Annotated in this window: 24 protein-coding genes and 5 tRNA genes; 1 reads left to right on the top strand and 28 read right to left on the bottom strand. The window is 55.4% G+C overall.

Features of this window, described 5'->3' with window-relative positions:
- Positions 1-89: 89 nt before the first annotated feature.
- From gshA to BBA90_RS05870, 19 genes are all read right to left on the bottom strand, one after another.
- A complete protein-coding gene (gshA, locus tag BBA90_RS05965; RefSeq protein ID WP_065648344.1) occupies positions 90-1,694 on the bottom strand; it encodes a glutamate--cysteine ligase in 1,605 nt (534 codons plus the stop codon).
- A 31-nt stretch (positions 1,695-1,725) separates the two neighbouring features.
- Positions 1,726-2,154, bottom strand: a complete 429-nt coding sequence (locus tag BBA90_RS05960; RefSeq protein ID WP_065648343.1) for a YqaA family protein — start codon at positions 2,152-2,154, stop codon at positions 1,726-1,728.
- A gap of 364 nt (positions 2,155-2,518) precedes the next feature.
- Positions 2,519-2,595: transfer RNA gene (locus tag BBA90_RS05955), tRNA-Arg, on the bottom strand.
- A 56-nt stretch (positions 2,596-2,651) separates the two neighbouring features.
- A tRNA-Arg gene (locus BBA90_RS05950) sits at positions 2,652-2,728 on the bottom strand.
- A 56-nt stretch (positions 2,729-2,784) separates the two neighbouring features.
- Positions 2,785-2,861 (bottom strand) — tRNA-Arg (locus BBA90_RS05945).
- Between the two features lie 96 nt (positions 2,862-2,957).
- Positions 2,958-3,034: transfer RNA gene (locus BBA90_RS05940), tRNA-Arg, on the bottom strand.
- Between the two features lie 8 nt (positions 3,035-3,042).
- Positions 3,043-3,135 (bottom strand) — tRNA-Ser (locus BBA90_RS05935).
- A gap of 292 nt (positions 3,136-3,427) precedes the next feature.
- Entirely contained in the window at positions 3,428-3,613 is a 186-nt protein-coding gene (gene csrA / locus BBA90_RS05930) for a carbon storage regulator CsrA (RefSeq protein WP_039379826.1), read from the bottom strand.
- 246 nt (positions 3,614-3,859) lie between these two features.
- The gene (gene alaS / locus BBA90_RS05925) at positions 3,860-6,487 is read right to left on the bottom strand and encodes an alanine--tRNA ligase (RefSeq protein WP_065648342.1); all 2,628 of its coding nucleotides are present in this window, start codon (positions 6,485-6,487) and stop codon (positions 3,860-3,862) included.
- 135 nt (positions 6,488-6,622) lie between these two features.
- Positions 6,623-7,138 carry a regulatory protein RecX gene (locus BBA90_RS05920; protein WP_206099889.1) on the bottom strand — a complete coding sequence of 172 codons (516 nt, stop codon included), beginning with the start codon at positions 7,136-7,138 and terminating at the stop codon, positions 6,623-6,625.
- A gap of 110 nt (positions 7,139-7,248) precedes the next feature.
- A complete protein-coding gene (gene recA / locus BBA90_RS05915; RefSeq protein WP_065648341.1) occupies positions 7,249-8,319 on the bottom strand; it encodes a recombinase RecA in 1,071 nt (356 codons plus the stop codon).
- A gap of 93 nt (positions 8,320-8,412) precedes the next feature.
- Positions 8,413-8,904, bottom strand: a complete 492-nt coding sequence (gene pncC, locus BBA90_RS05910; protein WP_065648340.1) for a nicotinamide-nucleotide amidase — start codon at positions 8,902-8,904, stop codon at positions 8,413-8,415.
- 352 nt (positions 8,905-9,256) lie between these two features.
- Positions 9,257-9,592 carry a zinc ribbon domain-containing protein YjdM gene (locus BBA90_RS05900; protein ID WP_065648338.1) on the bottom strand — a complete coding sequence of 112 codons (336 nt, stop codon included), beginning with the start codon at positions 9,590-9,592 and terminating at the stop codon, positions 9,257-9,259.
- 84 nt (positions 9,593-9,676) lie between these two features.
- Positions 9,677-10,759 carry a lytic murein transglycosylase B gene (mltB, locus tag BBA90_RS05895; RefSeq protein WP_065648337.1) on the bottom strand — a complete coding sequence of 361 codons (1,083 nt, stop codon included), beginning with the start codon at positions 10,757-10,759 and terminating at the stop codon, positions 9,677-9,679.
- A gap of 130 nt (positions 10,760-10,889) precedes the next feature.
- Complete coding sequence (locus BBA90_RS05890) at positions 10,890-11,975, bottom strand: alcohol dehydrogenase catalytic domain-containing protein (RefSeq protein ID WP_065648336.1); 1,086 nt, start codon at positions 11,973-11,975, stop codon at positions 10,890-10,892.
- A gap of 66 nt (positions 11,976-12,041) precedes the next feature.
- Positions 12,042-13,031 (bottom strand): ABC transporter permease, encoded by a 990-nt coding sequence (locus tag BBA90_RS05885; RefSeq protein WP_065648335.1) that lies wholly within the window; start codon positions 13,029-13,031, stop codon positions 12,042-12,044.
- A complete protein-coding gene (locus BBA90_RS05880; protein WP_065648334.1) occupies positions 13,028-14,512 on the bottom strand; it encodes a sugar ABC transporter ATP-binding protein in 1,485 nt (494 codons plus the stop codon). Before BBA90_RS05880 ends, BBA90_RS05885 begins: the two co-directional genes overlap by 4 nt.
- Positions 14,513-14,533: 21 nt before the next feature.
- Complete coding sequence (locus tag BBA90_RS05875) at positions 14,534-15,400, bottom strand: ABC transporter substrate-binding protein (RefSeq protein WP_412159524.1); 867 nt, start codon at positions 15,398-15,400, stop codon at positions 14,534-14,536.
- Between the two features lie 357 nt (positions 15,401-15,757).
- Positions 15,758-16,747 carry a LacI family DNA-binding transcriptional regulator gene (locus BBA90_RS05870; protein WP_065648332.1) on the bottom strand — a complete coding sequence of 330 codons (990 nt, stop codon included), beginning with the start codon at positions 16,745-16,747 and terminating at the stop codon, positions 15,758-15,760.
- Between the two features lie 357 nt (positions 16,748-17,104).
- On the opposite strand from BBA90_RS05870, the gene mutS reads away from it, so the two are divergent.
- On the top strand, positions 17,105-19,660 hold the full coding sequence (gene mutS, locus BBA90_RS05865; RefSeq protein ID WP_065648331.1) for a DNA mismatch repair protein MutS: 2,556 nt from the start codon (positions 17,105-17,107) through the stop codon (positions 19,658-19,660).
- 59 nt (positions 19,661-19,719) lie between these two features.
- On the opposite strand, the gene rpoS is transcribed toward mutS, so the two are convergent.
- The 9 genes from rpoS to BBA90_RS05820 form a co-directional block, all read right to left on the bottom strand.
- Positions 19,720-20,712: an RNA polymerase sigma factor RpoS gene (gene rpoS, locus BBA90_RS05860; protein WP_039330767.1), complete on the bottom strand. Its 993-nt coding sequence runs from the start codon at positions 20,710-20,712 to the stop codon at positions 19,720-19,722.
- Positions 20,713-20,763: 51 nt separating this feature from the next.
- Positions 20,764-21,903 carry a murein hydrolase activator NlpD gene (nlpD, locus tag BBA90_RS05855; protein WP_065648330.1) on the bottom strand — a complete coding sequence of 380 codons (1,140 nt, stop codon included), beginning with the start codon at positions 21,901-21,903 and terminating at the stop codon, positions 20,764-20,766.
- A gap of 166 nt (positions 21,904-22,069) precedes the next feature.
- A complete protein-coding gene (locus tag BBA90_RS05850; RefSeq protein ID WP_065648329.1) occupies positions 22,070-22,696 on the bottom strand; it encodes a protein-L-isoaspartate(D-aspartate) O-methyltransferase in 627 nt (208 codons plus the stop codon).
- Positions 22,693-23,451, bottom strand: a complete 759-nt coding sequence (gene surE / locus BBA90_RS05845; protein WP_065648378.1) for a 5'/3'-nucleotidase SurE — start codon at positions 23,449-23,451, stop codon at positions 22,693-22,695. Before surE ends, BBA90_RS05850 begins: the two co-directional genes overlap by 4 nt.
- Before the next feature lie 236 nt (positions 23,452-23,687).
- Positions 23,688-24,731 carry a tRNA pseudouridine(13) synthase TruD gene (gene truD, locus BBA90_RS05840; protein ID WP_065648328.1) on the bottom strand — a complete coding sequence of 348 codons (1,044 nt, stop codon included), beginning with the start codon at positions 24,729-24,731 and terminating at the stop codon, positions 23,688-23,690.
- Positions 24,728-25,207 (bottom strand): 2-C-methyl-D-erythritol 2,4-cyclodiphosphate synthase, encoded by a 480-nt coding sequence (ispF, locus tag BBA90_RS05835; RefSeq protein WP_065648377.1) that lies wholly within the window; start codon positions 25,205-25,207, stop codon positions 24,728-24,730. The genes truD and ispF overlap by 4 nt, the downstream gene beginning before the upstream one ends.
- A complete protein-coding gene (gene ispD / locus BBA90_RS05830) occupies positions 25,207-25,923 on the bottom strand; it encodes a 2-C-methyl-D-erythritol 4-phosphate cytidylyltransferase (protein WP_065648376.1) in 717 nt (238 codons plus the stop codon). Before ispD ends, ispF begins: the two co-directional genes overlap by 1 nt.
- 4 nt (positions 25,924-25,927) lie before the next feature.
- Positions 25,928-26,245, bottom strand: a complete 318-nt coding sequence (gene ftsB, locus BBA90_RS05825; RefSeq protein ID WP_039379853.1) for a cell division protein FtsB — start codon at positions 26,243-26,245, stop codon at positions 25,928-25,930.
- A gap of 169 nt (positions 26,246-26,414) precedes the next feature.
- Positions 26,415-26,735 carry a DUF3561 family protein gene (locus BBA90_RS05820; protein WP_065648327.1) on the bottom strand — a complete coding sequence of 107 codons (321 nt, stop codon included), beginning with the start codon at positions 26,733-26,735 and terminating at the stop codon, positions 26,415-26,417.
- Between the last annotated feature and the right edge of the window lie 33 nt (positions 26,736-26,768).

Raw genomic sequence — 26,768 nt, 5'->3', positions numbered from 1 at the left:
CTGAATATATGAAAGACGCGCATTTGTTATCATCATCCCTGACAACAGAGATGTTAATTTTGGCCACAGTGATGTGGCCATTTTCTTTTTCAGCCTTCCCGACCTGCCAGATAATCTTCAAAACTTGTGCTATCACTCGCTTCCAGCGCCTGCTGTGCAGCAACAGACTCCTGCGCCTGCTGAGTGAAATCCGCTTCGGTCAGAATTTCCAGCGGCTCTGCGCAGAGCATCTGTCGGTATTGCTCCGCCAGCGCGACACCGGCTCCGGTCAGGCCGTTCTCTTTAATAGCGTGAAGAATGCGCGCCGAGTAGGTTAGCTCAGGATCGTCAAAAGAAGCTACCAGTTGATCGCATACCTGCTGATATTGCGTGCTGCCTTCATTGCTATCCAGCACTTCCGCGACGCGACGCAGATCGGCGAAGAGCGCTTTACCTACATCAACCAGCGGATGTTCTGTGTCACTGCAGCCAACGCCAATAACCTGCCCTGGCTTGCGTCCTTCCATTACCACACGGTTCCAGTTTTTACGGCTGCAGAGCAGCTCGCTGGCGCTCAGTTCAGGCGCATCGGCCAGCGTACACCAAATCAGGAAGAGATCGAGGAAGCGCGCCTGGTCAGCGTCCACACCCACCGGTGAGAACGGATTGATATCAAGTGAGCGAACTTCAATATATTCAATGCCGCCGCGCAGCAGTGCGTCAGAAGGGGCTTCACCGGAACGGGTAACGCGTTTCGGACGGATAGGCGCATACAGCTCATTTTCAATCTGCAGCACGTTAGTATTGAGCTGCAGCCAGTTACCTTCAGCGTCTTTAACCCCCATGGCAGCATACTCTTCAGAAGGCGTCTTAATCGCGGCTTTCAGCGCGTTAACATACCCTTCCAGCGAGTTAAAGGTGATGCCGAGATTACTTTGCGACTTATTGGTATAGCCCAGGTCGCTCAGGCGCAGAGAGGTCGCATACGGCAGCCACAGCGTATCTTTACCGTCGGTTTCAAACGGCAGCTGGCTTTCACGGCCCTGCAGAAATGAGGAGCTGATCGCCGGGGAGGCGCCAAACAGATAAGGGATCACCCAGCCAAAACGATAATAGTTGCGGATCAGGCGCAGATAGCCCGCAGAGATAGTCTCTTTACCGCTCTCAGCATCTTTCACATCCGCCCACTCCTGCCAGAAAGAGAGCGGCAGTGAGAAGTTATAGTGCACGCCAGAGATAATCTGCATCAGCGCGCTGTAGCGGTTTTTTAATCCCTGCCGGTAGAGGGTCTTCATCCGGCCCACGTTTGAACTGCCATACTGCGCCAGCTCAATTTTATCGGTATCGTCAACATGACCAGGCATACTGAAGGGCCACATACGCTCTTCACCCAGCTGCTTAGCCACATGGCGATGGATATCGCGCAGGAAGGTAAGCGAACGATCGATATTTTTATCAACCGGCGTGATGAACTCCAGCAGCGTTTCCGCAAAATCCGTGGTGATCCAGTCATGCTTCAGCGCCGAGCCAAGCGATGCCGGATGGCCGGTAGTTGCCAGATGACCATCAGGCCCGACGCGCAATGTTTCGCGTTCGATGCCACGGCCGATACCCTTTAACGCGTCGGGATGCGCTTCCAGCCAGGAGAGCGCTTTTGATACGTCCGGGATCACATTAACCTCCCGCTGTGAGAATAATTTATTTTTGTTCAGCATAATGTTAACCGTAGCCTCGAATCTGTGCGAATCAATGCCACCACTCCATACCCTGTATTGTGGCGATCGCGATAAAGATATAACGCAGCGTTTTACCGAGAGCGAGAAACAGCACGCAAGGCAGCCAGCTGAAGCGCAACCAGCCTGCGAGAACGCAAAGCAGATCGCCAGCGACCGGCAGCCAGCTAAAGATCAATGCCGCAGGGCCCCATCGGTGTAACCACGTCAATGCTGTGTCATGCCATCGCCCCTGCCCGTTTTGCGGCATCAGGCGACCAAGAAAAATGTTGGTCAGGCCACCCAGCGTGTTTCCCACTGATGCAGCCAGCAGTAAGCCATACACCGATCCTTTCTGAGCAATCAGCAGCGCTATCAGTACGGCCTCGGAACTGCCCGGAAGCAGAGTGGCGCTCAGAAAGCTGCTGCCCAGTAGCGAGCCATAAATCAGGAAATCATTCACGGTAATGGCATATCGCACGTACGACAAAATGAGCCATTACTTTAGCTTAATGCGCTCAGGTTGTCGCCAGGCAGGCTTAACCGCAAATGCTTTGAAAGCATTAGCAATTTTCGTTTTCAGAAAAAGGTCAGGGACTAAAACCGGGGATAAATGGCGGTAAATGCAGCATTTTTCATATCAGCGTACAAAAGAGAGTCAGCATTCTTATTAACGCCTGTGAACTCTGACAGTGGAAAAATCACTGAATTGAGATCGGCTTATCGCAAAAGCTGCTGGTACTGCCGGAGAGATTTAAGGGATATAACACGGTACTAAAGCTGTCTGTCACAGACTCACTGAAGCATACGGAAACAGAAACAGAGAATGGTGCATCCAGGAGGATTCGAACCTCCGACCGCTCGGTTCGTAGCCGAGTACTCTATCCAGCTGAGCTATGGATGCATTGAGACGTAGCCTGCTAACAAGCGACGCTGATAAAACTGAGAGGGTATGAAGAATGGTGCATCCAGGAGGATTCGAACCTCCGACCGCTCGGTTCGTAGCCGAGTACTCTATCCAGCTGAGCTATGGATGCATTGAGGTATTTCTTACGATGGACTGACTGCAACAAGCCTGAAATGATACAAAGAATGGTGCATCCAGGAGGATTCGAACCTCCGACCGCTCGGTTCGTAGCCGAGTACTCTATCCAGCTGAGCTATGGATGCATTGAGGTAATTCTTGTATTACGCAGGGTGCTAACAACTCACCATGAAAGGAACTGCTCGTTCACTCTTTAACTTTTTCCGCTACCATCTGAAAGATGGTGCATCCAGGAGGATTCGAACCTCCGACCGCTCGGTTCGTAGCCGAGTACTCTATCCAGCTGAGCTATGGATGCATCGGAAATGGCGGTGAGGCGGGGATTCGAACCCCGGATGCAGCTTTTGACCGCATACTCCCTTAGCAGGGGAGCGCCTTCAGCCTCTCGGCCACCTCACCTTACGCGTTCTTCCGAACCGTGCTTCTGAACTTGTTTCTGCTCATCGGCACTGCGTGGCGCACATATTACTTTCCCGGACTTATAAGTCAAACAATTTCTCCCGACTTTTTTCACTCACGCGTCTGATTGCACAAATGACGCACAATTCGGCTGATTTAGCGGCGAAAAGAGTGATTTATCAACAGCAAAAGCCAGGAGAGCAATGAAAAAACAGAGACGGGTAAAACAGAAATAAATGAGCGGAGGAAGCAGAAAGGTAGCGTCTCGCCCATGAGCGAGACGCTGAAAACGTTAGTAACCCGTGGTTTGCGTTTTTTCAGCCTGAATACGCTGATAAATCTCTTCACGATGTACTGATACTTCTTTTGGCGCATTAACACCAATGCGGACCTGGTTACCTTTAACACCCAGCACCGTTACAGTCACCTCATCGCCAATCATGAGGGTTTCACCAACTCGACGAGTTAGAATAAGCATTCTTTGCTCCTTGAAAGATTAAAAGAGTCGGGCCTGTTCGGGTTCCCGGCCATATCCATCATATACCGCTGAACAATGCCTATGACAAATACACCATTGCGATTTGTCACGCCAATACATTCTGCTGATAATTAGTTTAGCCGAAATACACTACATCGACCGGACTTTGTCATTACCTGGTGTCCATTGCACTAAAAAGCGCCGGAACAGACGTTCCCGGCGCTATACAACGCTTAATTTTAATTGTTACAGCCGGCTGCTTACCCACTCCTGTACGCCTGCCAGCGCGCCTGCCAGCGCCTGCGGATTGGTTCCACCCGCCTGCGCCATGTCAGGACGTCCACCGCCTTTACCGCCCACCTGAACGGCCAGTTCGCCAATCAGCTCGCCTGCCTTCACGCGATCGGTCAGATCTTTGGTTACGCCCGCAATCAGCGAAACCTTACCTTCTGCGACCGTTGCCAGTACGATAACGGCAGACCCAAGCTGATTTTTGAGGTCATCCATAATCGTACGCAACATTTTAGGCTCAGTGTTGCTCAGCTCACTCACCAGCAGCTTAGCACCTTTGATTTCGATGGCGTTGCTGCTCAGCGATGCGCTCTCCTGTGCCGCCTGCTGATCGCGTAGCTGCTGCAGCTCTTTCTCCAGCGCACGGACGTTATCAACCAGACCGCGCACCTTCTCATTGAGATTGCTGCTGTTGGCTTTTACAACCTGGGCAATATCAGCCAGCTGATCGCTCTGCGCATGCAGCTGCGCAATAGCAGCCTCGCCGGTCAGTGCTTCAATACGGCGAATACCAGCAGCCGTGCCCGACTCAGACTGAATGCGGAACAAGCCGATATCGCCAGTGCGCGCAGCGTGCGTACCGCCACACAGCTCTACTGAATATTCACCCATGCTGACCACGCGTACACGCTGATCGTATTTCTCACCAAACAACGCCATTGCACCGCGCGCTTTGGCCTCTTCCAGATCCATGATATCGGTCTGAATCAGCAGGTTGCGGCGGATCTGTGCGTTGACAATATCTTCCACCTCACGGATCTGCTGCGGTTTCATCGCTTCAGAGTGCGAGAAGTCAAAACGCAGATATTTATCGTTATTCAGCGAGCCTTTCTGACCAACGTGATCGCCCAGTACCTCACGCAACGCTTCATGCATCAGGTGTGTCGCCGAGTGATTCAGGCGAATACGCGCCCGGCGCGCTTCGTTTACCTGCGCCTGCAGCGCATCACCGATACGCAGCTGACCGTGGGTGAGCTTACCGATATGTCCCAGTGCTTTGCCATACTTTTGCGTATCCTGCACGCTAAATTCAGCATTCTGCCCTGTCAGTACGCCGGTATCACCCACCTGCCCGCCTGATTCACCGTAGAATGGCGTGGCGTTCAGGATCACGACTGCATCCTGACCAGCTGTAATCTGCTCTACAGGCTGACCATCAACAAACAGCGCTTCAATGGTGGCATTCAGCGTAAGCGCTTCATAACCTTTAAAATCGGTTACGGCATCAACGCGAATAACGCTATTGTAGTCTGCGCCAAAGCCACTGGCTTCGCGCGCGCGCTGGCGCTGCTGCTCCATGGCGGCTTCAAATCCTGCCTCATCAATCTTGAGATTGCGCTCGCGGCAGACGTCAGCGGTCAGGTCCGCCGGGAAGCCAAAGGTGTCATAAAGACGGAATACGGTTTCACCATCCAGCGTATCGCCACTGACTTTTGCCAGCTCGTCATCCAGCAGTGCCAGGCCGCGCTCCAGCGTTTTAGCAAACTGCTCCTCTTCAGCCTTCAGCGCATTTTCGACCAGCTTCTGCTGACGCTTCAGATCTTCACCTGCAGCGCCCATGACCTCAATCAGCGGTGCAACCAGCTTATAGAAGAACGCCTCTTTGGCACCGAGCATGTTGCCATGACGGACCGCACGGCGAATGATGCGACGCAGCACGTACCCGCGGTTTTCATTCGATGGCATGACACCATCGGCAATCAGGAAAGCACAGGAGCGGATGTGATCCGCAATAACACGCAGCGATTTGTTATTGAGGTCGCTCGCGCCCGTGACCTGAGCAACGGATTTAATCAGCCGCGCAAACAGATCAATCTCATAGTTGGAATTTACATGCTGCAGTACCGCGGCAATACGCTCCAGCCCCATGCCGGTATCCACTGACGGCTTAGGCAGCGGTTGCATGGTGCCGTCAGCCTGACGGTTAAACTGCATAAACACGATATTCCAGATCTCAATATAGCGATCGCCATCCTCTTCCGGGCTACCCGGCGGGCCTCCCCAGATATGGTCGCCATGATCATAGAAAATTTCAGTGCAGGGACCGCAGGGGCCGGTATCGCCCATCTGCCAGAAGTTATCAGACGCGTACGCGCTGCCCTTGTTGTCGCCAATACGGATAATGCGCTCACGCGGGACGCCGATCTGGTCAGCCCAGATATCAAAGGCTTCGTCATCAGTTTCGTAGACGGTTACCCATAAACGCTCTTTGGGCAGGCTGAACCACTGCTCACCCGTCAGCAGTTCCCAGGCATAAGCAATCGCTTCCTGTTTGAAATAGTCGCCAAAGCTGAAGTTGCCCAGCATTTCAAAAAAGGTGTGATGGCGTGCGGTATAACCCACATTTTCCAGATCGTTATGCTTACCGCCTGCGCGTACACAGCGCTGCGAGGTAGTGGCACGCGTGTAGTCACGCTTGTCCTGACCAAGGAAAACGTCTTTGAACTGCACCATGCCGGCGTTGGTAAACAGCAGCGTTGGATCGTTATTCGGTACGAGGGAGCTGCTGGCTACAACCTGATGTCCCTTGCTATGAAAAAAGTCGAGAAACGCTTGACGGATCTCAGCAGTGCTCTTGCTCATAAAATTCCTGGAATCACGCTAACGAACGTTCCCTTTCGCTGACAAACCCTGTCTATCCGGTCCGTCGCTGACTGAGGAACAAAAAGTGGGAATAAGATAAAATTTCTGCAATAGGAAGTAAAATCACATTGCCTTTCAGTCGTCACTATTTCTGAAAACCGCCTGAATATCTTCCATCATAAAGCCTTTTGTCATGAGAAAGCGCTGTACTTTGCTTTTTTCTGCCCAGGTCTGCGGCAGCGGCTCGCCGAACTTCCGTCTGGCAAGCTCAGCAGCACACGCCGCCCAGTCCATTTCACTTTCTGCCAGCGCCTGATTAATTTCGTCGCGTCCGATACCTTTTTGCTGCAGCTCCATCCTGACGCGCTGCGGACCATACCCTTTACGCGCCCGACTCTGAATAAAACGCTCGGTGAATCGATTATCGTTCAGCCAGCCATTTTCCTGACACCAGTCGAGCACTTTTTCCAGTAGCTCATCCGGGATGGGAATATTTTCCTGCTGCTGCAGGTAGGCCGCGCGCTGACCCGACAGCTGCAATTTGCGCTTCAGTTCGCTGCGACTGTGATCGCGCTGTGACAGCAGCCGCATAGCGCGGTCGAGTAAACGGGAAAAGTCAGGTACCGGGGCCTGTGAGGATGTTGATGACATACGTATTAGCCTTACTGTTAGTAACGGGCAGGGTAAAGCATGAGGGCAGAGAGCGGAAGGCGTACAGAGGAGTATAAAAGAAAACGGGAGCATTGCTGCTCCCGCTGATATTAAAAGTCTTCGTTGATGTCGCCGGCTTTTTCCAGCTCAGCGTCAGAAGGCTCTTTGGTATTCGCTTCCGCTGTCGCACCTGTCAGCAGCGACTCACGCAGCTTGCTATCAATCTCATTAGCAATTGCCGGGTTCTCTTTCAGGAAGTTAGTCGCGTTCGCTTTACCCTGACCAATCTTGTCGCCGTTGTAGCTGTACCACGCACCGGCTTTCTCCACCAGCTTGTGCTTCACGCCCAGGTCTACCAGCTCACCAAAGGTGTTGATACCTTCGCCATACATAATCTGGAATTCAGCCTGCTTAAACGGTGCAGCAATTTTGTTCTTCACCACTTTCACACGCGTTTCACTACCAACGACTTCATCACCCTCTTTGATCGCGCCGATACGACGGATATCAAGACGGACAGAAGCGTAGAACTTCAGCGCGTTACCGCCGGTAGTGGTTTCCGGGTTACCGAACATCACACCAATTTTCATACGGATCTGGTTGATGAAGATCAGCAGCGTGTTGGACTGTTTCAGGTTACCCGCCAGCTTACGCATCGCCTGGCTCATCATACGTGCCGCCAGACCCATGTGCGAGTCACCGATTTCACCTTCGATTTCCGCTTTAGGCGTCAGCGCCGCAACGGAGTCAACGATGATGACATCAACAGCACCTGAACGTGCCAGTGCATCACAGATTTCCAGCGCCTGCTCACCGGTATCTGGCTGTGAACAGAGCAGATTATCGATATCTACGCCCAGTTTTTTCGCATAGACCGGATCCAGCGCATGCTCAGCATCAATAAAGGCGCAGGTTTTGCCTTTACGCTGTGCAGCTGCAATAACCTGCAGCGTCAGCGTGGTTTTGCCAGAAGCTTCCGGTCCGTAGATCTCTACGATACGACCCATCGGCAGGCCACCCGCACCCAGTGCGATGTCCAGCGACAGGGAGCCGGTAGAAATGGTTTCTACATCCATCGAGCGGTCTTCACCCAGACGCATGATGGAGCCTTTACCAAATTGTTTTTCAATCTGGCCCAGTGCGGCAGCTAAAGCCTTCTGTTTGTTCTCGTCGATCGCCATTTACACTCCTAATCATGCCGGGTGAGCAAACACTGGCTGTGTCCGCCCGTTCTGTTGCCAATAATTATACTGTATAATCATACAGTATCAAGCCTAATTTATCAGAAATTGATCAAGCAGCGTCTGCAGCGCCCACGCCACCGACTGACGTCGTACCGCCTCACGATCGCCAGTAAAAACACAGCGTTGCGTGAGAATGCGCGCCGGTCCGGCAAGGGCAAACCAGACGGTGCCCACCGGCTTATCCGGGCTGCCGCCACCGGGTCCGGCAATTCCACTGACCGCGATCCCGTAGGGCGCCTGCGCCGCCTGACATGCACCTGTCACCATCTCACGCACTGTCTGCTCACTCACCGCACCGTAACGCGCGAGCGTCGCTGCCTGTACGCCTGCCATCTGCTGCTTGGCACTATTACTATAGGTGACAAATCCGCGCTCAAACCAGGCAGAGCTGCCGCTGATATCAGTGAAAACTTTGGCTATCCAGCCACCGGTACAGGACTCAACCGTCGTCACGCTGGCGTGCCGCGCGATCAGTTTTTCGCCGATCTGATGGCTTAACTGCTGCAGCTGTTCATCATTCATCGCTTTCTCCTTTTGCGGCGCAACGATAGCAGTAAATGGAGCGGCTGGCGGGGCTTTTCAACCAGCGGCAGCGAAATTTGCGGCCCCGCTTCCGCTGCCGCTGGCCTGGATTTATTCCCATCCTGAACGGATGCGGGAAAGCGCACAGCAGGGTGCCGCCGCTGCGTGACGGATTAGCCAGCGTCAGCGCCGCCTGATCAATCATAGTCGTTATCTGCGCCAGGCAGGCGCGGGCGTTTAGCCGCGAGTGAGACTGAAGCTATTGTCAGAGAGAATGGTGCAATGAGAACCGAAAGCGTGGAGCGTAAATACGCGCACAAGGAGAAGCAGGACGGCCTGTACCGTCCGGCTGTCAGCTCTTCTTCACAAACTCAGATTTGAGTTTCATCGGGCCAAAGCCCTCAATTTTGCAGTCGATATTGTGATCGCCTTCGACCAGACGAATACTTTTGACTTTGGTACCGATTTTCAGCACCGAAGAGCTGCCTTTCACCTTTAAATCTTTGACTACGGTGACGCTGTCGCCATCTGCCAGTACGTTGCCATTGGCATCACGTACCAGCAGCGTATCGCCTGCTTCCGCACCGCTGGCCGACCAGATATGGCCACACGACGGACAGTTCAGGTTGTCGCCATCCTGCCAGGTGTAATCAGCCTGACACAGCGGACAGGCGGGTAAATGTTCCATGAGTGCTCCTGATAATCTGCATGCGGTGAAACGGCACCGCAAAGAGGGTGCCATCTTATATCCTCACACTTTATAAGGACAGTACTAAAGCAGATTACCCTGACGCGCTTTGGCAACCGCGTCTCCCAACTGCCACACCGCCATGGCGTAGTGCGTGCTGTGGTTATAACGCGTAATCACATAGAAATTAGGCAGACCGTACCAGTACTGATAGCTGGTGCCGAGATCGAGCCGCAACAGGCTGGCTTCATTGTTACCGTCCAGTGAGCCCTGCGGTGTCAGACCGCTGGCGGCCAGCGTAGCAACCGGATAACGCGTCTTGAAGCCATTCTCCAGCGCGGGTGCCTGCCCACTGGCCGGGACAGCGACCGACTCACCGCTGCGCCAGCCGTGCGCTTTGAAATAGTTTGCTACGCTGCCAATCGCATCAACCGGATCCCAGAGGTTAGTATGGCCATCTCCGTTAAAATCCACGGCGTACTCTTTATAGGATGAGGGCATAAACTGGCCATAGCCCATTGCCCCGGCAAACGATCCGCGCAGATCCAGCGGATCATCCTGCTCGGTGCGTGCCATCAGCAGAAACGTTTCCAGCTCGCTGCTGAAATAGGCGGCGCGACGCGGATAGTTGAAGGAGAGCGTCGCCAGCGCGTCCAGCAGACGCGTTTTGCCCATTACCCGACCCCAGCGCGTCTCAACGCCGATGATGCCCACAATAATTTCCGGTGGTACGCCATAAACCTGCTGCGCCCGCTGCAGAGCATCCTCATACTGATTCCAGAACGCCACGCCATTCTGTACGTTATCAGGCGTTATGAATTTTTTCCGGTAGCGCAGCCAGGCACCGTTTGGCCCTGCGGGCGGCGTATAGCTCGGCGCCTGCTGATCCATCAGGCGCAGCACGTAATCAAGCCTTTTTGCCTGGCCGATAACCGCATGCAGCTGATCGCGGTCGAAACCGTGCTTCGCTACCATCTGATCGATAAACTGCTCCGCCGCCGGGTTGCCGGCAAAGTCACCGAACATCGGCTGAACCGCATGCGAAGTGTCCAGCAGAAAGCCACCTTTAGGCGCCGGCACAACATCGCCTTGCTGGTGAGAAGCAGGCTTACTGCTGCAGGCAGCAAGCAGGAAAAAGAACGGAATGAGGGCAACCTTAATACGCATTAGATATCCATAAGCGAGCAAAAAACCTAAACGCTTATGGTAGACGTTCAGCGCATTGACGGACAGAATAATGTCGTAACTTTACGCGCTGCGTGCGCCCCCTCAACGCGAGGTTGCGCACGCAACAGGTTCAGGGTACCAGCAGCACTTTGATCGATTCACGACCTGATGCCATCGCAAAGCCCTGCTCCCACTCCGCCAGCGGAAAACTGTGCGTGACAATGCCTTCTGCGGTGAACCATTTTTTCTCAAAAAAGCTGATGACTGTTTCATAACAGTGCGGGCCAAGGTGCGAGCCGCGCACATCCAGCTCTTTGCGGTCGCCGATAATTGACCAGTCCACCGTGGCAGGCTTGCCAAAGACGCTGAACTCGACATAGCGGCCCATGCGCCGGATCATCTGCAGTCCCTGATTAACCGCCAGCGGGTTGCCGGTCGCCTCTATATAGATATCACAGCCGTAGCCGTCAGTGAGTTTGCGCACCTCCGCATCCACATCCTGCTCCAGCGGGTTGAAAACCAGATCGGCCCCCAGCTTTTTCGCCAGCGCCAGACGTTCCGGAATGGTATCCAGCACAATAAACAGTTTGGGATTTTTCAGTCGGATAGCCTGAATCATGCCGGTACCAAGCGGGCCGGCACCCGCCAGCACCACCACATCATTGAATTCAATCGCCGCGCGATTCACCGCGTGAACGGCACAGGCGAATGGCTCAATCAGCGCACACTCTTCGTGCGTCAGCGTATCAGGGATTTTATGTACCCGGCTGTTGGCTTTAAACAGCATATATTCGGTCATGCCGCCATCAGAGTCCTGCGTCTGAAAGCCGTAGATATCATGCTTTTCGCACATCCAGTATTTGCCATCTTTGCAGAAGCGGCACTGAGTACAGGGAATGATCTGCTCAGCGATGACGCGGTCACCGGGCGACACGCCAAAATGTTCCAGCGCGCCTTCGCCATACCCCACTACCGTGCCATAAAACTCGTGCCCTACCACCACGGGCGTTTTAACCCAGGCTTTTTCCGGATTGCCGTCTCCCCAGTACATGGGTGCCCCGTGCCAGCAGTGGACGTCAGAGGCGCAGATACCACACGCTCCGACTTTTACCAGCAGCTCACGTGCTTTCGGCTCAGGAAGCGGTAACGTTTCCAGGCGATAATCGCGCGGGCCGTAGTTCACCAGGCTTTTGATCTGTTGCGGCAGAATATTCATAGCATATCCTTTTCGATAAATGTTAACGTCAACATTGAATGATATAGAGATGACCCGCAGGTCATCTTAACGGTGTGCTTTACGCTTAACGGAACTCAGCCAGATTGCGCCCAGAATGATCCCGCCTTTAATCACAATCTGCACATAAGGTGAAACGCCCATCAGATTCAGACCATTGTTGAGAATGCCGAGCATCATCGCGCCCACTAATGTGCCAAGAATGGCGCCTTTTCCGCCGGCTATTGCCGCCCCACCCAGCACCACAGCAGCGATCGCATCCAGCTCAAAACCATTACCGGCGTTTGGCTGCCCGCTCATCAGACGCGAACTGAGCACAATGCCGGCCACGGCCGCCGTGAGGCCGCTGATGATATAGACCCAGAGCTTGGTGCGGGAGACGCGGATACCACTCAGGCGCGCAGCCTCTTCATTGCCACCGAGGGCGTAGACGTGGCGACCAAAGGGTTTCTGGTGCAGTAAGATCCACGCCAGTAAATAGACCACCAGCATGATTAAAATAGGCACCTGAATACCCAGCAGGCTGACACGGCCAAACATCATGAAGCTTTCCGGCAGGCCGGAGATGGGATACCCCCCGGTATACATCAGCGCCAGTCCCCGTGCGATCCCCATACTGGCGAGCGTAACGATAATGGGCGGCATACGCAGCCAGGCGATACAGCCGCCATTTAAAGCGCCAAAGCCCATACCGATCAGTAATCCGGCCAGCACCGCCAGCGGCATCGGAATACCCGCCACCATCAGACCGGCAGCAACGGTACCGGAAAGCGCCATTACCGATCCTACCGACAGATCAATCCCGCCGGTTAAAATGGCACAGGTCATTCCCACAGCAATAATGGCGTTGATAGAAACCTGACGCGCCACGTTACTGAGGTTGTTCGCCGTCAGAAAGCTGTCGTTAAGAAAAATCATCACAATAAACAGCAGCACAAAACCCACAAACGGCAGAAAGGCGGGATGATGCAGGCATCGGTCAAGCCGGCCGCGCCTGCGCGACGTTTGTGACAGCATGGAATTAGACAGAATACTCATGATGCGTTCCCCGTAGCGTGTAGCATGATGGTCTCAGCGTTGATTGCGGTATCGTGAAGCTCCTGCGCGATGTGTCCGTTGCGAAACACCAGCACCCGGTGACAGAGGCCAATAATCTCCGGCAGCTCAGAAGAGATGACGATGATGGCGATGCCTTTACGCGTCAGCTGCTGCATCAGCTGATAAATTTCCATTTTTGCGCCCACATCGATACCGCGTGTGGGCTCGTCAAAAATCAGCACCTTACAGTCATTGTTCAGCCAGCGCGCAATGACCACCTTTTGCTGATTGCCGCCGCTAAGCGTATTGACCTCCTGCTCCGCTGACGGCGTCTTCACGCCAACCCTGCGGATAAGATCGCTGACCACTTCACGCTCGCGCACATGGTGCAGAAATCCGCCGTGGGTGATCTGCCGGTTCAGGGTAATGTTATGCGCGACGCTAAACGGCAGTACCAGCCCTTCGGTTTTCCGGTTTTCCGGCAGCAGCCCAATCCCCTGCTCTAAAGCATCGGCCGGACTGCGCAGCCGCAGCGGCTCGCCATTCAGCCGCACCTGCTTTTGCCAGCACGCCTGCGCTCCCAGCATCGCGCAGGCGGTTTCAGTGCGACCCGACCCCACCAGCCCGGCAAAGCCGAGAATCTCCCCAGGCCAGAGCTGAAAGGCGTCTGCCGGCCCCTGACGCTGACGCTGCAGGTTAACCTCGAGCAGCGGTAGCGTTGCCGCCGGTAGCGGCAGCTTGTCGGGAAAATGCTGTGCTACCTGACGGCCCACCATCATTTTTACCAGCTGCTCGCTGCTGCATTCGCTCACCGGGATGGTGCCAACATAGCCTCCGTCACGCAGTACCGTAATGGTGTCGCACACGGCAAAGATCTCCTCCAGATGATGCGAGATGAACAGCATGCCCACCCCCTGCTGCCGCAGGTCGCGCATCACCCGGAACAGATGCTCAGCTTCACCCGGCGTCAGCGTCGCCGTAGGTTCATCCAGGATCAGGATCCGTGCATCCAGCGCCAGCGCTTTGGCAATCTCAACAAATTGCTGCTGCGCCACGCTGAGATGCGTCACTGCAATGTCCGGATCGAGCTCAACCCCCAGTCGCGCCAGCAGCGCCAGCGTACGATCACGCATCGTCTTGCGATCCAGCCATCCCCAGCGGGTACGCTGTTCGCGATTCAGAAAGATATTCTCTACTGCATTAAGGCCGGGTATCAGCGAGAACTCCTGAAAGACAATCCCCACGCCGGCTGTTATCGCCTGACGATAGCCAGCGAACTGCTGTGGCCGATCGTTGATACAGATCTCGCCGCTGTCAGGCTGATAAATTCCGCTCAGAATCTTCATCAGCGTGGATTTACCCGCTCCGTTTTCACCGAGCAGCGCATGAATTTCACCGGCTTGCAGCGTCAGATTAATGTTATTTAACGCGCGTACGCCTGGAAATGATTTACTGATTCCGTTGAGTTGCAGTAACGGCATGACAGCGCCTCCCCGGAGTGATTACCAGCTAAAGCCGCTGGCGTTCTCTTTCGTGATCAGTTTTACATCAAGCGGTACCGCAGCCGGCACCTGACTTCCCCAGTGCTTCGCCATCGCTACACCCAGCCCAAGCCGTACCATGTCGCGTGGGAACTGCGCAGAGGTGGCAATAAACGGCGAGCCCGCTTTTTCAATCTCTTTAACCGCTTCCGGCTGACCATCGACGCTGACCAGTTTCACATCTGCGCCATTAGCCTGAATCGCCGCCAGGGCCCCAAGCGCACCGGTATCATTGACGCTAAATATGCCTGCCAGATCCGGTGCCGCCTGCAGCATATTCTCGGTAACGCTCAGTGCGGTATCGCGCTCCTGCTTGCCGTTCTGACGGTTAACGATTTTGATGCCGGGATACTTCTTCATCGCATCTTCAAACCCTTTGACGCGTTCAATAATCGGCACTACCGGAATACCATCAAGAATGGCGACTTTACCTTTACCGCCCAGCGCTTTGGCCAGAAACTCTCCGGCCTGCAGGCCGGCATCATAATTTTTAGAGCCGACAAAGGAATCGATAGGGCCTTTGGCCTGAGCGTCAATCGCTACCACCACCACTCCCGCTTTTTTCGCCTCATTAACTGCGTTTTCAACACCATTGGTATCTGCCGGATTAATCAGCAGAATGTCGACTTTTTTCTGCAGCATGTCTTCAATGTCGTTGATCTGCTTTGAAACATCATGACGGGCATCTGCCTCAATAACCGTGGCCCCCATGCTGCCGGCGGCGTCCTTGAGCGCTTCCTGCATCGTGACAAAATAGGGATTATTCATTTCCTGGAAGGACATGCCGATGGTCAGCGGTTTCGCTATTGCTAACGCAGATGCCAGCATTAAAGGGGTTGTTACACAGAGCGCCAGCAGGGTATTCAGTTTGCCTTTCATAGTTTTCTCCGGGTCTTTTCAGTTAACTGCTTGTCGTCGTTACGAAATAAAGCCGGTACACGAAACACTGCGCAACCACACCTGAAATGTTGACGTTAACATAGGAGCAAAAACGTCTTATCTGCCAGGAATACGCCCTGTGAGGATGAATAAATTCATTCCGCCAGAAGTGAGATCAAAATTTAAACACCAAGAATGACAACGTCAACATCCGCTGACGAGCAAGTTTGAGATTCTTGCGGCATGTCACATCTTCTTAACATCGCTTTCAGTGCTGTTACAGAAAAAACCACCAGGCATCTGAAACTAAAGGTTTTTCAGGAAGCCATTGATCATCACGCGGGTTTCATAGGGGCGGCCCTCAATGGCAGAGATGATATTTTCTGACACTACCCGCGCCCACTGCCCGGTATCATGGGCGACATAAGGAATAACCTGATTAAAATCGTCGGCACAGGGGACTTCATCGACAGAGATGAAGCGGGTGTCATGCATCCCCCACTTATTGGCCAGAGCGATCGCCGCCAGCGTGATCATGCCATTTAATCCCACGATGGCATCGTAGCGTTCAGTAGTGGTAGAGAACCATGACTGGATCATCGCCTTAGCGTGTTCGTAACGGTAGTCGGTATAAAGCGCGTGCAGATTAACATGCGCATTAATGCCGCTACGGATACCGGCAATACGCTGCTGTGTGATATGGGAATGTTCACTGCCGCCGATCACCAGCACATTACGATATTCTTTTTTCATTATCGCGTCTGCGACCAGTTCACCGGCGCGACTGTTGTTGATATAAACTGCCGGCAGCGAAGTATCAAACTGACGATCCAGCTGGATAAGCTGGCTCGAAGAGTGACGCACCACGTCAATATGGCTTTTGTCGTAGCGGTCAGAATCCTCTACCACCGACAGAATAATCCCTGCCGCTTTGTAACTGACCAGCGTCTGCAGCGCGCGCGCCTCAATCTGCCGGTTACCGTTCGTGGTAAAGAACATGACCGAATAGCCTTTAGCATCCGACAGACGGCACACCTCTTTAATGATGTGGGAATAGACAATATTGAAGGTGTCGTCAGTGACCACGCCAATAATACGGCTCTGGCTGGCCTTGATAGTGCGGGCAAAGGCGTTGGGAACATAGTTAAGCTTGCGCGCGGCGGCAAGGATCCGCTCGCGCGTTTCGGGTTTGACCTTATCAGGCGCAGTAAACACGCGCGAAACGGTGATATTGGTTACGCCTGCAATCTGCGCAATATCTTTAATGGTGGCCGCTTTGGTGCTTTTTCGGGTCATAACATTCGCTATCGGCAGTATCAGCAAGAGTAACGCGATGGTAGCAGCTTTAATGAAATGTTGACGATGACATTTTACGTGCTCAGTGCAGAAACAGGGCCGGCGTAGTGTGCAATTCTGAAGCGCCCCCGAAGAAACAGCCCTGCGCGCCGGTTTTCCTGCTATACAGACTTCGTTATCATAATCAGCACACAGTCGTGAACACATTCAGGTTAATGGCCGCCCTTCAGCTATCATCGGGCAACAAGTTGAGCCTTAAACGGGTTTTACGCCGTAATACAGCGCTGAAAGGCAGATAAATGACAATCAACATCATGTATCGCGCTGCTTATGTTTAAACATGGAAACCCTAATACTATGAGTACATTAGAGAATATCAGCGCTCACACGCCAATGATGCAGCAGTATCTGCGCCTGAAAGCCGATCACCCTGACATCCTGCTTTTTTACCGTATGGGCGATTTCTACGAGCTGTTCTTTGATGACGCAAAACGCGCCTCGCAGCTGCTGGAAATCTCCCTGACCAAACGTGGCGCCTCCGCTGGCGAGCCGATTCCAATGGCGGGTGTGCCCTATCACGCCGTAGAGGGCTATCTGGCAAAGCTGGTGCAGCTGGGCGAGTCGGTGGCGATTTGCGAACAGATCGGCGATCCGGCGCTGAGCAAAGGGCCGGTTGAGCGCAAGGTGGTGCGGATTGTTACTCCCGGCACTATCAGCGATGAGGCGTTGCTGCAGGAGCGCCAGGATAACCTGCTGGCTGCTATCTTCCAGAGCCAGCGCGGCTTTGGTTACGCCACGCTGGATATCAGCTCCGGGCGTTTCCGCCTGAGCGAACCGGGCGATGCTGAAACCATGGCCGCTGAGCTGCAGCGCACCAATCCCGCTGAGCTGCTCTACCCTGAAGACCTGCAGGCAATGTCACTGATCGATCAGCGCCGCGGGCTGCGGCGGCGCCCGCTGTGGGAGTTTGAAATCGATACCGCGCGCCAGCAGCTGAATCTGCAGTTTGGCACGCGCGACCTCAGCGGGTTTGGCGTGGAGCAGGCGCATCTGGGGCTGCGGGCAGCAGGCTGTCTGCTGCAGTACGCTAAAGATACCCAGCGCACCACCCTGCCGCACATCCGTTCTCTGAGTATGGAGCGCCAGCAGGACAGCGTAATCATGGACGCAGCCACGCGCCGGAACCTTGAAATCACGCAAAACCTGGCCGGCGGAATCGATAACACGCTGGCGGCAGTACTGGACAAAACCGTCACGCCCATGGGCAGCCGCATGCTGAAGCGCTGGCTGCACATGCCGCTGCGCGATATTGCGGTGATCACCCGACGTCAGGATGCCATTGCAGAACTGCAGTCGCTGAGCGACGCGCTGCAGCCGGTACTGCGCCAGGTCGGCGATCTGGAGCGCATACTGGCACGTCTGGCGCTGCGCACTGCCCGCCCGCGCGATCTGGCGCGCATGCGGCATGCGTTTCAGCAGCTGCCGGAAATCAATCAGCTGCTGACCGGCGCTGAGGCCGGGCAGCTGGTCACTCTGCGCACGCAGATGGGCGAATTTGCTGAGCTGCGCACGCTGCTGGAGCAGGCGATCATTGAATCACCGCCGGTACTGGTCCGTGACGGCGGCGTCATTGCGCCGGGCTATAACGCTGAACTCGATGAGTGGCGGGCGCTGGCCGATGGTGCCAGTGACTATCTCGACCGGCTGGAGATCCGCGAGCGGGAAAAACTGGGGCTGGATACGCTAAAAGTCGGCTTCAATGCGGTGCACGGTTACTATATTCAGGTCAGCCGTGGGCAGAGTCACCTGGTGCCCATCCACTATGTTCGCCGCCAGACGCTGAAAAACGCTGAGCGCTACATCATCCCTGAGCTGAAAGAGTATGAAGATAAAGTTCTGACCTCCAAAGGCAAGGCGCTGGCGCTGGAAAAAGGCCTCTATGAAGAGCTGTTCGATCGCCTGCTGCCGCATCTGGAAGCGCTGCAGCTGAGCGCGGCCGCGCTGGCCGAGCTGGATGTACTCGCCAGCCTGGCAGAGCGCGCCTGGACGCTGAACTACTGCCGGCCGGTGCTGCAGGAGAAAGCGGGGATCCGCATTACCGCAGGCCGGCATCCGGTGGTTGAACAGGTGCTGAAAGAGCCCTTTATTGCCAACCCACTCTCGCTGTCGATGCAGCGGCGCATGCTGATTATCACCGGACCCAATATGGGCGGTAAAAGCACCTATATGCGCCAGACCGCGCTGATAGCGCTGATGGCGTGGATCGGCAGTTTTGTGCCGGCTGAAGAGGTGGTGATCGGCCCGGTGGATCGTATCTTTACCCGCGTCGGCGCAGCAGACGACCTCGCCTCCGGCCGCTCCACGTTTATGGTTGAGATGACAGAAACCGCAAACATTCTGCATAACGCTACGGAAAATAGTCTGGTACTGATGGATGAAATAGGCCGCGGGACCTCAACCTATGATGGTCTGTCCCTTGCCTGGGCGTGCGCCGAAAATCTTGCCAGCCGGATTAAAGCGATGACGCTGTTTGCCACCCATTATTTCGAGCTGACCACGCTGCCGGAAAAAATGGAGGGCGTCGTGAATGTTCATCTGGATGCGGTTGAACATGGCGATACTATCGCGTTTATGCACAGCGTGCAGGAGGGTGCCGCCAGCAAGAGCTATGGCCTGGCGGTAGCGGCGCTGGCAGGCGTGCCTAAAGAAGTGATCAAACGCGCGCGGCAGAAGCTGAAAGAGCTGGAGACGATCTCCATGAGTCAGAGCGCTTCGTCAACCGGAGGAGCGCAGCTGCCACTGCTGGTGGCAGAAACCTCACCCGCAACAGACGCGCTGGAAGCGCTGGATCCTGACAGCCTGACGCCAAAACAGGCGCTGGAGTGGATCTACCGGCTGAAAAGCCTGGTCTGATACACGGGCAAAAAAAAACGGTGACCTGACAGGTCACCGTTTTTGCTGCTGATTATGGCTTATTCGCGAAACAGTGCTTCGATATTGAGGCCCTGTGTCTGCAGGATTTCCCGCAGGCGACGCAGCCCTTCAACCTGAATCTGACGAACGCGTTCACGGGTTAACCCGATTTCACGACCCACATCTTCCAGGGTTGCCGCTTCATAGCCTAACAGGCCGAAACGACGCGCCAGTACTTCACGCTGCTTGGCATTGAGTTCAAACAGCCACTTAACGATGCTCTGTTTCATGTCATCGTCCTGCGTGGTGTCTTCCGGACCGTTGTCTTTTTCATCGGCCAGGATGTCCAGCAGCGCTTTTTCGGAATCACCACCCAGCGGGGTGTCAACCGAGGTAATACGTTCATTGAGACGCAGCATACGGCTTACGTCATCAACTGGCTTATCCAGCTGCTCGGCAATCTCTTCCGCACTCGGCTCATGATCGAGCTTGTGTGAAAGTTCACGCGCGGTACGCAGATAAACGTTCAGCTCTTTAACAATATGAATCGGCAGGCGAATTGTACGGGTTTGGTTCATGATAGCCCGTTCAATAGTCTGGCGAATCCACCAGGTAGCGTACGTTGAAAAACGGAACCCGCGCTCCGGGTCAAATTTTTCTACGGCACGAATCAGGCCAAGGTTACCCTCTTCAATCAGGTCCAGCAGGGCCAGACCACGATTGCTGTAACGACGGGCAATCTTCACTACCAGGCGTAAGTTACTTTCAATCATGCGGCGGCGAGAAGGAATATCGCCTCGTAAAGCACGACGCGCAAAGAAGACTTCTTCTTCTGCTGTCAGCAACGGAGAATAACCGATCTCTCCGAGGTAGAGCTGCGTCGCATCCAGTACTCGTTGCGTCGCACCCTGTGACAACAGCTCTTCTTCTGCTACTTCGCTATCACCAGGTTCGTTCTCAACAAGAGCTTTCTCATCGAAAACTTCAGCTCCGTTCTCCTCGAATTCCGCATCTTCATGTAACTCATTAACTTTCAGCGTATTCTGGTTCATAAGCGGCTCCTACCCGTGATCCAAGGGCAGAACACCAAAGGTTCTGCCGGATTATCGCTGCGGTAAATAACGCAACGGATTTACGGATTTCCCCTTGTAACGAATTTCAAAATGCAATCTAACTGAACTGGTACCGGTGCTACCCATGGTAGCTATCTTTTGCCCCGCCTTAACTTCCTGTTGTTCCCGGACCAGCATTGTATCGTTGTGGGCGTAGGCGCTCAGATAATCATCATTATGCTTAACGATGATCAAATTACCGTACCCGCGCAACGCGTTACCTGCGTACACCACCCTTCCCGATGCGGTAGCGACAACAGATTGTCCGCGAGACCCGGCGATATCGATACCTTTGTTTCCGCCTTCCGCAGCAGAGAAGTTATCGATGATCTTGCCATCAGTCGGCCAGCGCCAGCTCCCCACCGGGGTTGAGCTATTTGTAGTGCTGCTGACTGTAGGCGGTGCGGTAACCGGAGCTGTGGTCGTTGCCACATTAGTTGCTCCTTTCGACGGTAGCATTTTCCCACCTGTCGAACCTGAATCATCAGAATACGTAATAACAGGTTGCTGTGCAACAGCCGGGGATTTAATTTGCGTTTGAGTATTGGTTCCAGGGGTGCCGCTCTGGCTGGCATCGGCCGCTGTAATCGCATTTCCACCGGTAATTGTCTGACCGTTACCGTTGCCAACCTGGAGGGTTTGGCCGGCGCTCAGGCCGTACGGCGCGGGAATATTGTTGCGCTGAGCCAGATCGCGGAAATCGTTGCCGGTAATCCAGGCGATATAAAACAGCGTGTCGCCACGCTTAACGGTATAGGTTTCACCGCCGTAACTGCCTTTCGGAATATTCCCGTAATTTCGGTTGTAAACAATTCGTCCGTTTTCAGTCGCTACATTATTACTGGTACTAATCATTCCGCCCGCAGGCGCGGCAGAAGGTGCATTATTGCTTAACATTCCACCTTGTGGCATAGCGGGTACCGGGGAACTCTGCCCGGCGACCATCCCCCCTCCTTGTGGAGCGGCCATGCCGCCGCCCTGAGGTGTCAGCATACCGCCGCCGTTGCTGCTGCCGACCTGACTGATAGGCGCCTGCGTGTTATCGCCAGAGCTACAGCCAGCCAGCCAGAAACCTACCAGTGAGACTGCCGCCAGACGGCGTAATTGAAATGCGGTGCTTCCTGTGCTCATTGCTCCCCCGTGATGGCAATACTGGTCAGAACTCTCTTGCGGCCTGAACCGCATAATTCTCTACGCGTATGGTTTCAAACGCGCATCGGTATCGAAAAAGAGGATAGTAACAATATCACCTGCGCCATGCCACGCCGGGATTGTGAAGAAATACGTAAGATCGCCCTTACGCCAGGTCGCCCTGCACCAGCGGAACAAAGCGTACCGGCTCGATAATCTCTTCGGTCAGCTCGCCTTTACGGCGGCGCAGACGCTTAAGCACCTGATGGTCCTCCCCCACCGGCAGCACCATTCTGCCGCCTTCCCCGAGTTGTGCTATCAGCGCAGTCGGAATTTCAGGCGGTGCCGCGGTAACAATGATGGCATCAAACGGCCCGCGCGCGGGCCAGCCGAGCCAGCCGTCGCCGTGCCGGGTAGAGATGTTGTGCAGGTCGAGCTGTTTCAGACGGCGCTTAGCCTGCCACTGCAGCCCTTTGATGCGCTCAACGGAGCAAACGTGATCGACCAGGTGCGCAAGAATCGCGGTCTGATAGCCGGAGCCGGTACCAATTTCCAGTACGCGTGAGTGCGGGTCCAGCTCCAGCAGCGCGGTCATACGCGCCACCATATAGGGCTGAGAAATGGTCTGTCCGCTGCCGATGGGGAGTGCCGTGTTGTCCCACGCCTTGTGCTCAAAGGCTTCATCTACAAAGCGCTCCCGCGGTACATCGGCAATCGCCTGCAGCAGACGCTCATCAGTAATGCCCTGCGCCCGCAGCTGGGCTAACAGCGTGTCGATGCGCCGGTTTATCATGCCAGTGAGACCTCTGCCTGCAGCAGCCAGTCCTGCAGAACGCTCTGCGCGGGGTGGGCGGTGAGATCGACATGCAGCGCCGTCAGCGAAACATAGCCGGCGTCAACGGCTGCAAAATCGGTGTCAGGTCCGGCATCAAGCTGTTTACCAAGTGGACCGATCCAGTAGAGCGGCTGGCCGCGTGGATCTTCAGTGCAAATCACCTGATCCGCCGGGTGGCGGCTGCCACAGCGCGTAACGCGAAAGCCTTTAATCTGCGCCAGCGGTAAATCGGGCACATTAATATTGAGGATGCGTCCGGTGCGCAGCGGTGCCCGGGAGAGCGCGCGCAGCAGCACACAGGTTACGGCTGCAGCAGTGTCATAATGCGTATGGCCATTCAGCGACACCGCCAGCGCCGGCAGGCCGAGATGCCGGCCCTCCATCGCAGCCGCGACGGTACCGGAATAGATGACATCATCGCCCAGATTGGGGCCGGCATTGATGCCTGAAACCACAATATCGGGACGCGGCTGCATCAGCTTATTCACGCCAAGAAAGACGCAGTCGGTGGGCGTGCCCATCTGTACAGCGATATCGCCGCTGGCATGCGTAAAGGTACGCAGCGGCGTTTCCAGCGTCAGTGAATTAGAGGCGCCGCTGCGGTTGCGGTCAGGTGCCACCACCTGGACCTCAGCAAATTCCCGCAGCGCATGCGCCAGCGTCTGAATGCCAGGCGCATGGATTCCATCATCGTTACTGAGCAATATCCGCATCTGTTTCTGACCTTTGTTCATTAACCGGTCCCCGCCAGCCTGTGCCGGCTGTGCGAAAAATCGGGCGCAACTACGCCAGTGGCCGGTGAGACAGGGATAGGTGCATTCTAGCGATGAGGCGCAGGAAGTGGTAGACGTAAATCGCGATACAGAGAGGGTTTGTCAGTGCAGTGGTGAGAACCCGGCCAGCGGCCGGGTGGAATAATGCGCCGGAGGTCAGCGCAAGGGAACCAGCACTACTCGTCGCCGAGCGGTGCCGCAGCGCCGTTGCTCAGCAGCTCGCGCACCAGGCTGGTAGCGAAGCTGCCGGCGGGCAGCCAGAACTGCAGCGCCAGCGTGGCGTCATCCTGCCACTGCCACTGCAGATTGTCTGGCACTACCAGCATGGCGCGGCGGGAGGCATCAACCCTTTCACGCGTCAGCAGCGTCAGCAGGGCTGGCGATTGCGCCAGCTGCTGCTGCTCAAATGAGGCGACTTCACCCTGTGTGCCCGCTTCACCCCGTCCCGCCAGCGGTGCCGTGATGCGCAGCTCATGCGCGGCCACGCGCTGCTGCAGCACCGGCAGCTCATCGGCGGCAGCCACAAACCAGCTGCCGCGTCCGGCAAGCTGCAATGCATCGCCTGCCTGCACCTGCTGCAGCGAACCGTCGCGCTGCAGACGCGCGCTGGTTACCTGATTAAACAGGTAGCTGCGCGCGGCTGACAGCAGCAGACTTTTCATGTTGCGATCGCGCGGATGAAACTGCTCTTCTGCCCAGCGCTGCGCTTGCTGAAGATTATTACCGCCGCGGCCAAAGCGCTGCTCGCCAAAATAGTTGGGCACGCCCTGCGTCTGGATCTGCTGCAGGCGTGCGTCAACGTCTGCACGGTCAGACACGTCACGGATCACCAGACGAAAGGCATTTCCTGCCAGCGCGCCGGTCCGCAGCTTACGCCTGTGCCGGATCACCTGCAGGATCTCAACCCCTTCAAGGTGAAAGCCGCTCATGACCGGCATTGCATTACCCGGCAGGCGAAAACAGAGCGTCTGTTCAGTCACGGCGTGGCGGTCTTTCATGCCGGCATAGCTCAGGTCGCGCGCCGGCACCCCCAGATACTTTGCCAGGGCTTCAGCAACAAACCGCGTGTTGCAGCCGGTTTTACGGATGCGCACCAGCAGCTGCTCGCCGTCACCGTCATAGGGATAACCGAGATCTTCGATCACCACAAAATCATCCGGACGCGCTTTAATGATGCCAGTGGCAGCGGGCACGCCGTGCAGAAAGTGCAGCTCACTCATGCGTCAGCCTTTACCAGCAGTGCCACTGCCTCGCAGGCGATACCCTCACCGCGTCCGGTAAAGCCCAGCTTTTCGGTGGTGGTGGCTTTCACGTTAACCGCATCCATGTGGCAGCCCAGATCTTCGGCGATATTGACGCGCATCTGCGGCACGTGCGGCAGCATTTTAGGCGCCTGCGCGATAATCGTGACGTCAACGTTGCCAATGACGTAGCCTTTTGCCTGAATACGGCGCCACGCCTCACGCAGCAGCCCGCGGCTGTCCGCCCCTTTAAACGCCGGATCGGTATCCGGAAAGAGCTTGCCAATATCGCCCATCGCTACCGCGCCCAGCAGGGCATCGGTCAGCGCATGCAGCGCAACGTCACCGTCGGAGTGGGCGATAAAACCGTGCTCAAACGGGATACGCACCCCGCCAATCACCAGGGGACCTTCACCGCCAAAAGCGTGAACGTCGAAGCCGTGACCGATACGCATCATGCGTTCTCCTGTCGTTGAATCTGAGTAAGGTAAAAGGCCGCCAGCGCCAGATCTTCCGGTCGCGTGACCTTGATGTTGTCGCTGCGCCCGCTAATCAGCTGCGGATGATAGCCGCAATACTCCAGCGCTGACGCCTCATCAGTAATGGTGGCACCTTCGCTGAGCGCCCGGCTCAGACAGGCAGTCAGCAGCGTATGCGGGAAAAACTGTGGCGTCAGCGCATGCCAGAGATCGTCACGTTCAACGGTATGCGCCACCGCGGTTTGGCCCGGCTCAGCGCGCTTCATGGTATCGCGTACCGGTGCGGCCAGAATGGCGCCGGTTTGAGTGTGATCCCGCGCGGCCAGCAGCCGTGCCAGGTCGTCAGCATGGAGGCACGGGCGCGCGGCGTCGTGCACCAGTACCCACGCGCTCTCTTTGATGTGCTGCAGGCCTGCCAGCACCGACTCGGCGCGCGTTGCGCCGCCGGTAACCCGCACCACGCGCGGATCGTGCGCCAGCGGCAGCGAATCAAACCAGCCGTCGTCAGCACTGACGGCGACAATAACCTGCTGCACCGCGGCGTTAGCCAGCAGGCGCGCCACGCTGTGTTCAAGCAGCGTCATGGTACCAATAGTGAGATATTGCTTGGGAAACGCCGCCTGCATGCGGCTGCCGACACCGGCAGCCGGCACGACGGCAATCACATCCGCAGCGTGAGAGTGGTGAGTCATGTTGTTATCGTTGCTGATTTTGCGCAGATTGCTGCGCATTACGTTTGTTCTGGTCTGCCACCAGGCGATAGAAAGTCTCGCCGGGTTTAATCATACCCAGCTCGCTGCGTGCGCGTTCTTCAATCGCTTCTGAACCGCCATTGAGATCGTCAATTTCGGCAAACAGCTGATCGTTTCGCGCTTTGAGTTTGGCGTTATTCGCCTGTTGTGACACCACGTCTTCGCTGACGCGTGTGTAATCATGGATACCGTTCTTGCCCAGCCACAGGGAATATTGCAACCATCCCAGTAGCGCGAGCAGCAGTAACGTCAGTTTTCCCATCCCCGCCCCCTGAAAAACGGCCCAATCATCCCATAACTTGAGTCCGGACTCCACTGCGGCAGCGAAAATGGCGCGTAAGCAGATTTATCCGGATCATTTATAGCAGGCGGACGCGGAAAACAGCAGGCAAACTTTTGTAACCAGCCGATGCGTTTGCACATCTCTGCGCTTACCAGCCGGACAGATAAGAGAACAGCAGCCAGAACAGGCAGATGACCAGCAGGCCAGTCGCAACGGCGCACCAGAACAGGTGCCCGCGCATCATCAGGCTCAGCACAATGCCGGCCAGCACCGATACCGGCAGCAGCGCGAGGAAAAAAGGCCAGGTATAGAGAAAAAAGAACAGCGTATTAGAGCCGTAGAGCAGAAAGGGGATTGCCAGCGCACACCAGTAGGCGAAAAAGCCAATGACGCCGCCGGGTAACGAAGAGCGCGGCTCTTCAGGCAAGCTGTCGTCTTTGCGTGCGAGCATGGGAGTGACGTTCTGCATAGAGATCCTGTTGACGCTAAAATGCGGCAAACC

Origin of the sequence: Pantoea eucrina (assembly GCF_001691555.1) — a bacterium.
Taxonomy (GTDB): domain Bacteria; phylum Pseudomonadota; class Gammaproteobacteria; order Enterobacterales; family Enterobacteriaceae; genus Pantoea; species Pantoea borealis.
This window is presented reverse-complemented; position numbering and strand designations above follow the sequence as displayed.

What these genes read in the sequence shown, in the direction of transcription:
- gshA (WP_065648344.1), bottom strand. Translation starts at nt 1,694, where the DNA reads ATGCTGAACAAAAATAAATTATTCTCACAGCGGGAGGTTAATGTGATC.
- mutS (WP_065648331.1), top strand. Translation starts at nt 17,105, where the DNA reads ATGAGTACATTAGAGAATATCAGCGCTCACACGCCAATGATGCAGCAG.
- BBA90_RS05820 (WP_065648327.1), bottom strand. Translation starts at nt 26,735, where the DNA reads ATGCAGAACGTCACTCCCATGCTCGCACGCAAAGACGACAGCTTGCCT.
- rpoS (WP_039330767.1), bottom strand. Translation starts at nt 20,712, where the DNA reads ATGAACCAGAATACGCTGAAAGTTAATGAGTTACATGAAGATGCGGAA.
- BBA90_RS05890 (WP_065648336.1), bottom strand. Translation starts at nt 11,975, where the DNA reads ATGAATATTCTGCCGCAACAGATCAAAAGCCTGGTGAACTACGGCCCG.
- ispF (WP_065648377.1), bottom strand. Translation starts at nt 25,207, where the DNA reads ATGCGTATCGGTCACGGCTTCGACGTTCACGCTTTTGGCGGTGAAGGT.
- BBA90_RS05870 (WP_065648332.1), bottom strand. Translation starts at nt 16,747, where the DNA reads ATGACCCGAAAAAGCACCAAAGCGGCCACCATTAAAGATATTGCGCAG.
- truD (WP_065648328.1), bottom strand. Translation starts at nt 24,731, where the DNA reads ATGAGTGAGCTGCACTTTCTGCACGGCGTGCCCGCTGCCACTGGCATC.
- surE (WP_065648378.1), bottom strand. Translation starts at nt 23,451, where the DNA reads ATGCGGATATTGCTCAGTAACGATGATGGAATCCATGCGCCTGGCATT.
- BBA90_RS05850 (WP_065648329.1), bottom strand. Translation starts at nt 22,696, where the DNA reads ATGATAAACCGGCGCATCGACACGCTGTTAGCCCAGCTGCGGGCGCAG.
- BBA90_RS05885 (WP_065648335.1), bottom strand. Translation starts at nt 13,031, where the DNA reads ATGAGTATTCTGTCTAATTCCATGCTGTCACAAACGTCGCGCAGGCGC.
- pncC (WP_065648340.1), bottom strand. Translation starts at nt 8,904, where the DNA reads ATGAATGATGAACAGCTGCAGCAGTTAAGCCATCAGATCGGCGAAAAA.
- BBA90_RS05875 (WP_412159524.1), bottom strand. Translation starts at nt 15,400, where the DNA reads ATGCTGGCATCTGCGTTAGCAATAGCGAAACCGCTGACCATCGGCATG.
- ispD (WP_065648376.1), bottom strand. Translation starts at nt 25,923, where the DNA reads ATGACTCACCACTCTCACGCTGCGGATGTGATTGCCGTCGTGCCGGCT.
- csrA (WP_039379826.1), bottom strand. Translation starts at nt 3,613, where the DNA reads ATGCTTATTCTAACTCGTCGAGTTGGTGAAACCCTCATGATTGGCGAT.
- mltB (WP_065648337.1), bottom strand. Translation starts at nt 10,759, where the DNA reads ATGCGTATTAAGGTTGCCCTCATTCCGTTCTTTTTCCTGCTTGCTGCC.
- recA (WP_065648341.1), bottom strand. Translation starts at nt 8,319, where the DNA reads ATGGCGATCGACGAGAACAAACAGAAGGCTTTAGCTGCCGCACTGGGC.
- BBA90_RS05880 (WP_065648334.1), bottom strand. Translation starts at nt 14,512, where the DNA reads ATGCCGTTACTGCAACTCAACGGAATCAGTAAATCATTTCCAGGCGTA.
- BBA90_RS05900 (WP_065648338.1), bottom strand. Translation starts at nt 9,592, where the DNA reads ATGGAACATTTACCCGCCTGTCCGCTGTGTCAGGCTGATTACACCTGG.
- nlpD (WP_065648330.1), bottom strand. Translation starts at nt 21,903, where the DNA reads ATGAGCACAGGAAGCACCGCATTTCAATTACGCCGTCTGGCGGCAGTC.
- alaS (WP_065648342.1), bottom strand. Translation starts at nt 6,487, where the DNA reads ATGAGCAAGAGCACTGCTGAGATCCGTCAAGCGTTTCTCGACTTTTTT.
- ftsB (WP_039379853.1), bottom strand. Translation starts at nt 26,245, where the DNA reads ATGGGAAAACTGACGTTACTGCTGCTCGCGCTACTGGGATGGTTGCAA.
- BBA90_RS05920 (WP_206099889.1), bottom strand. Translation starts at nt 7,138, where the DNA reads ATGTCATCAACATCCTCACAGGCCCCGGTACCTGACTTTTCCCGTTTA.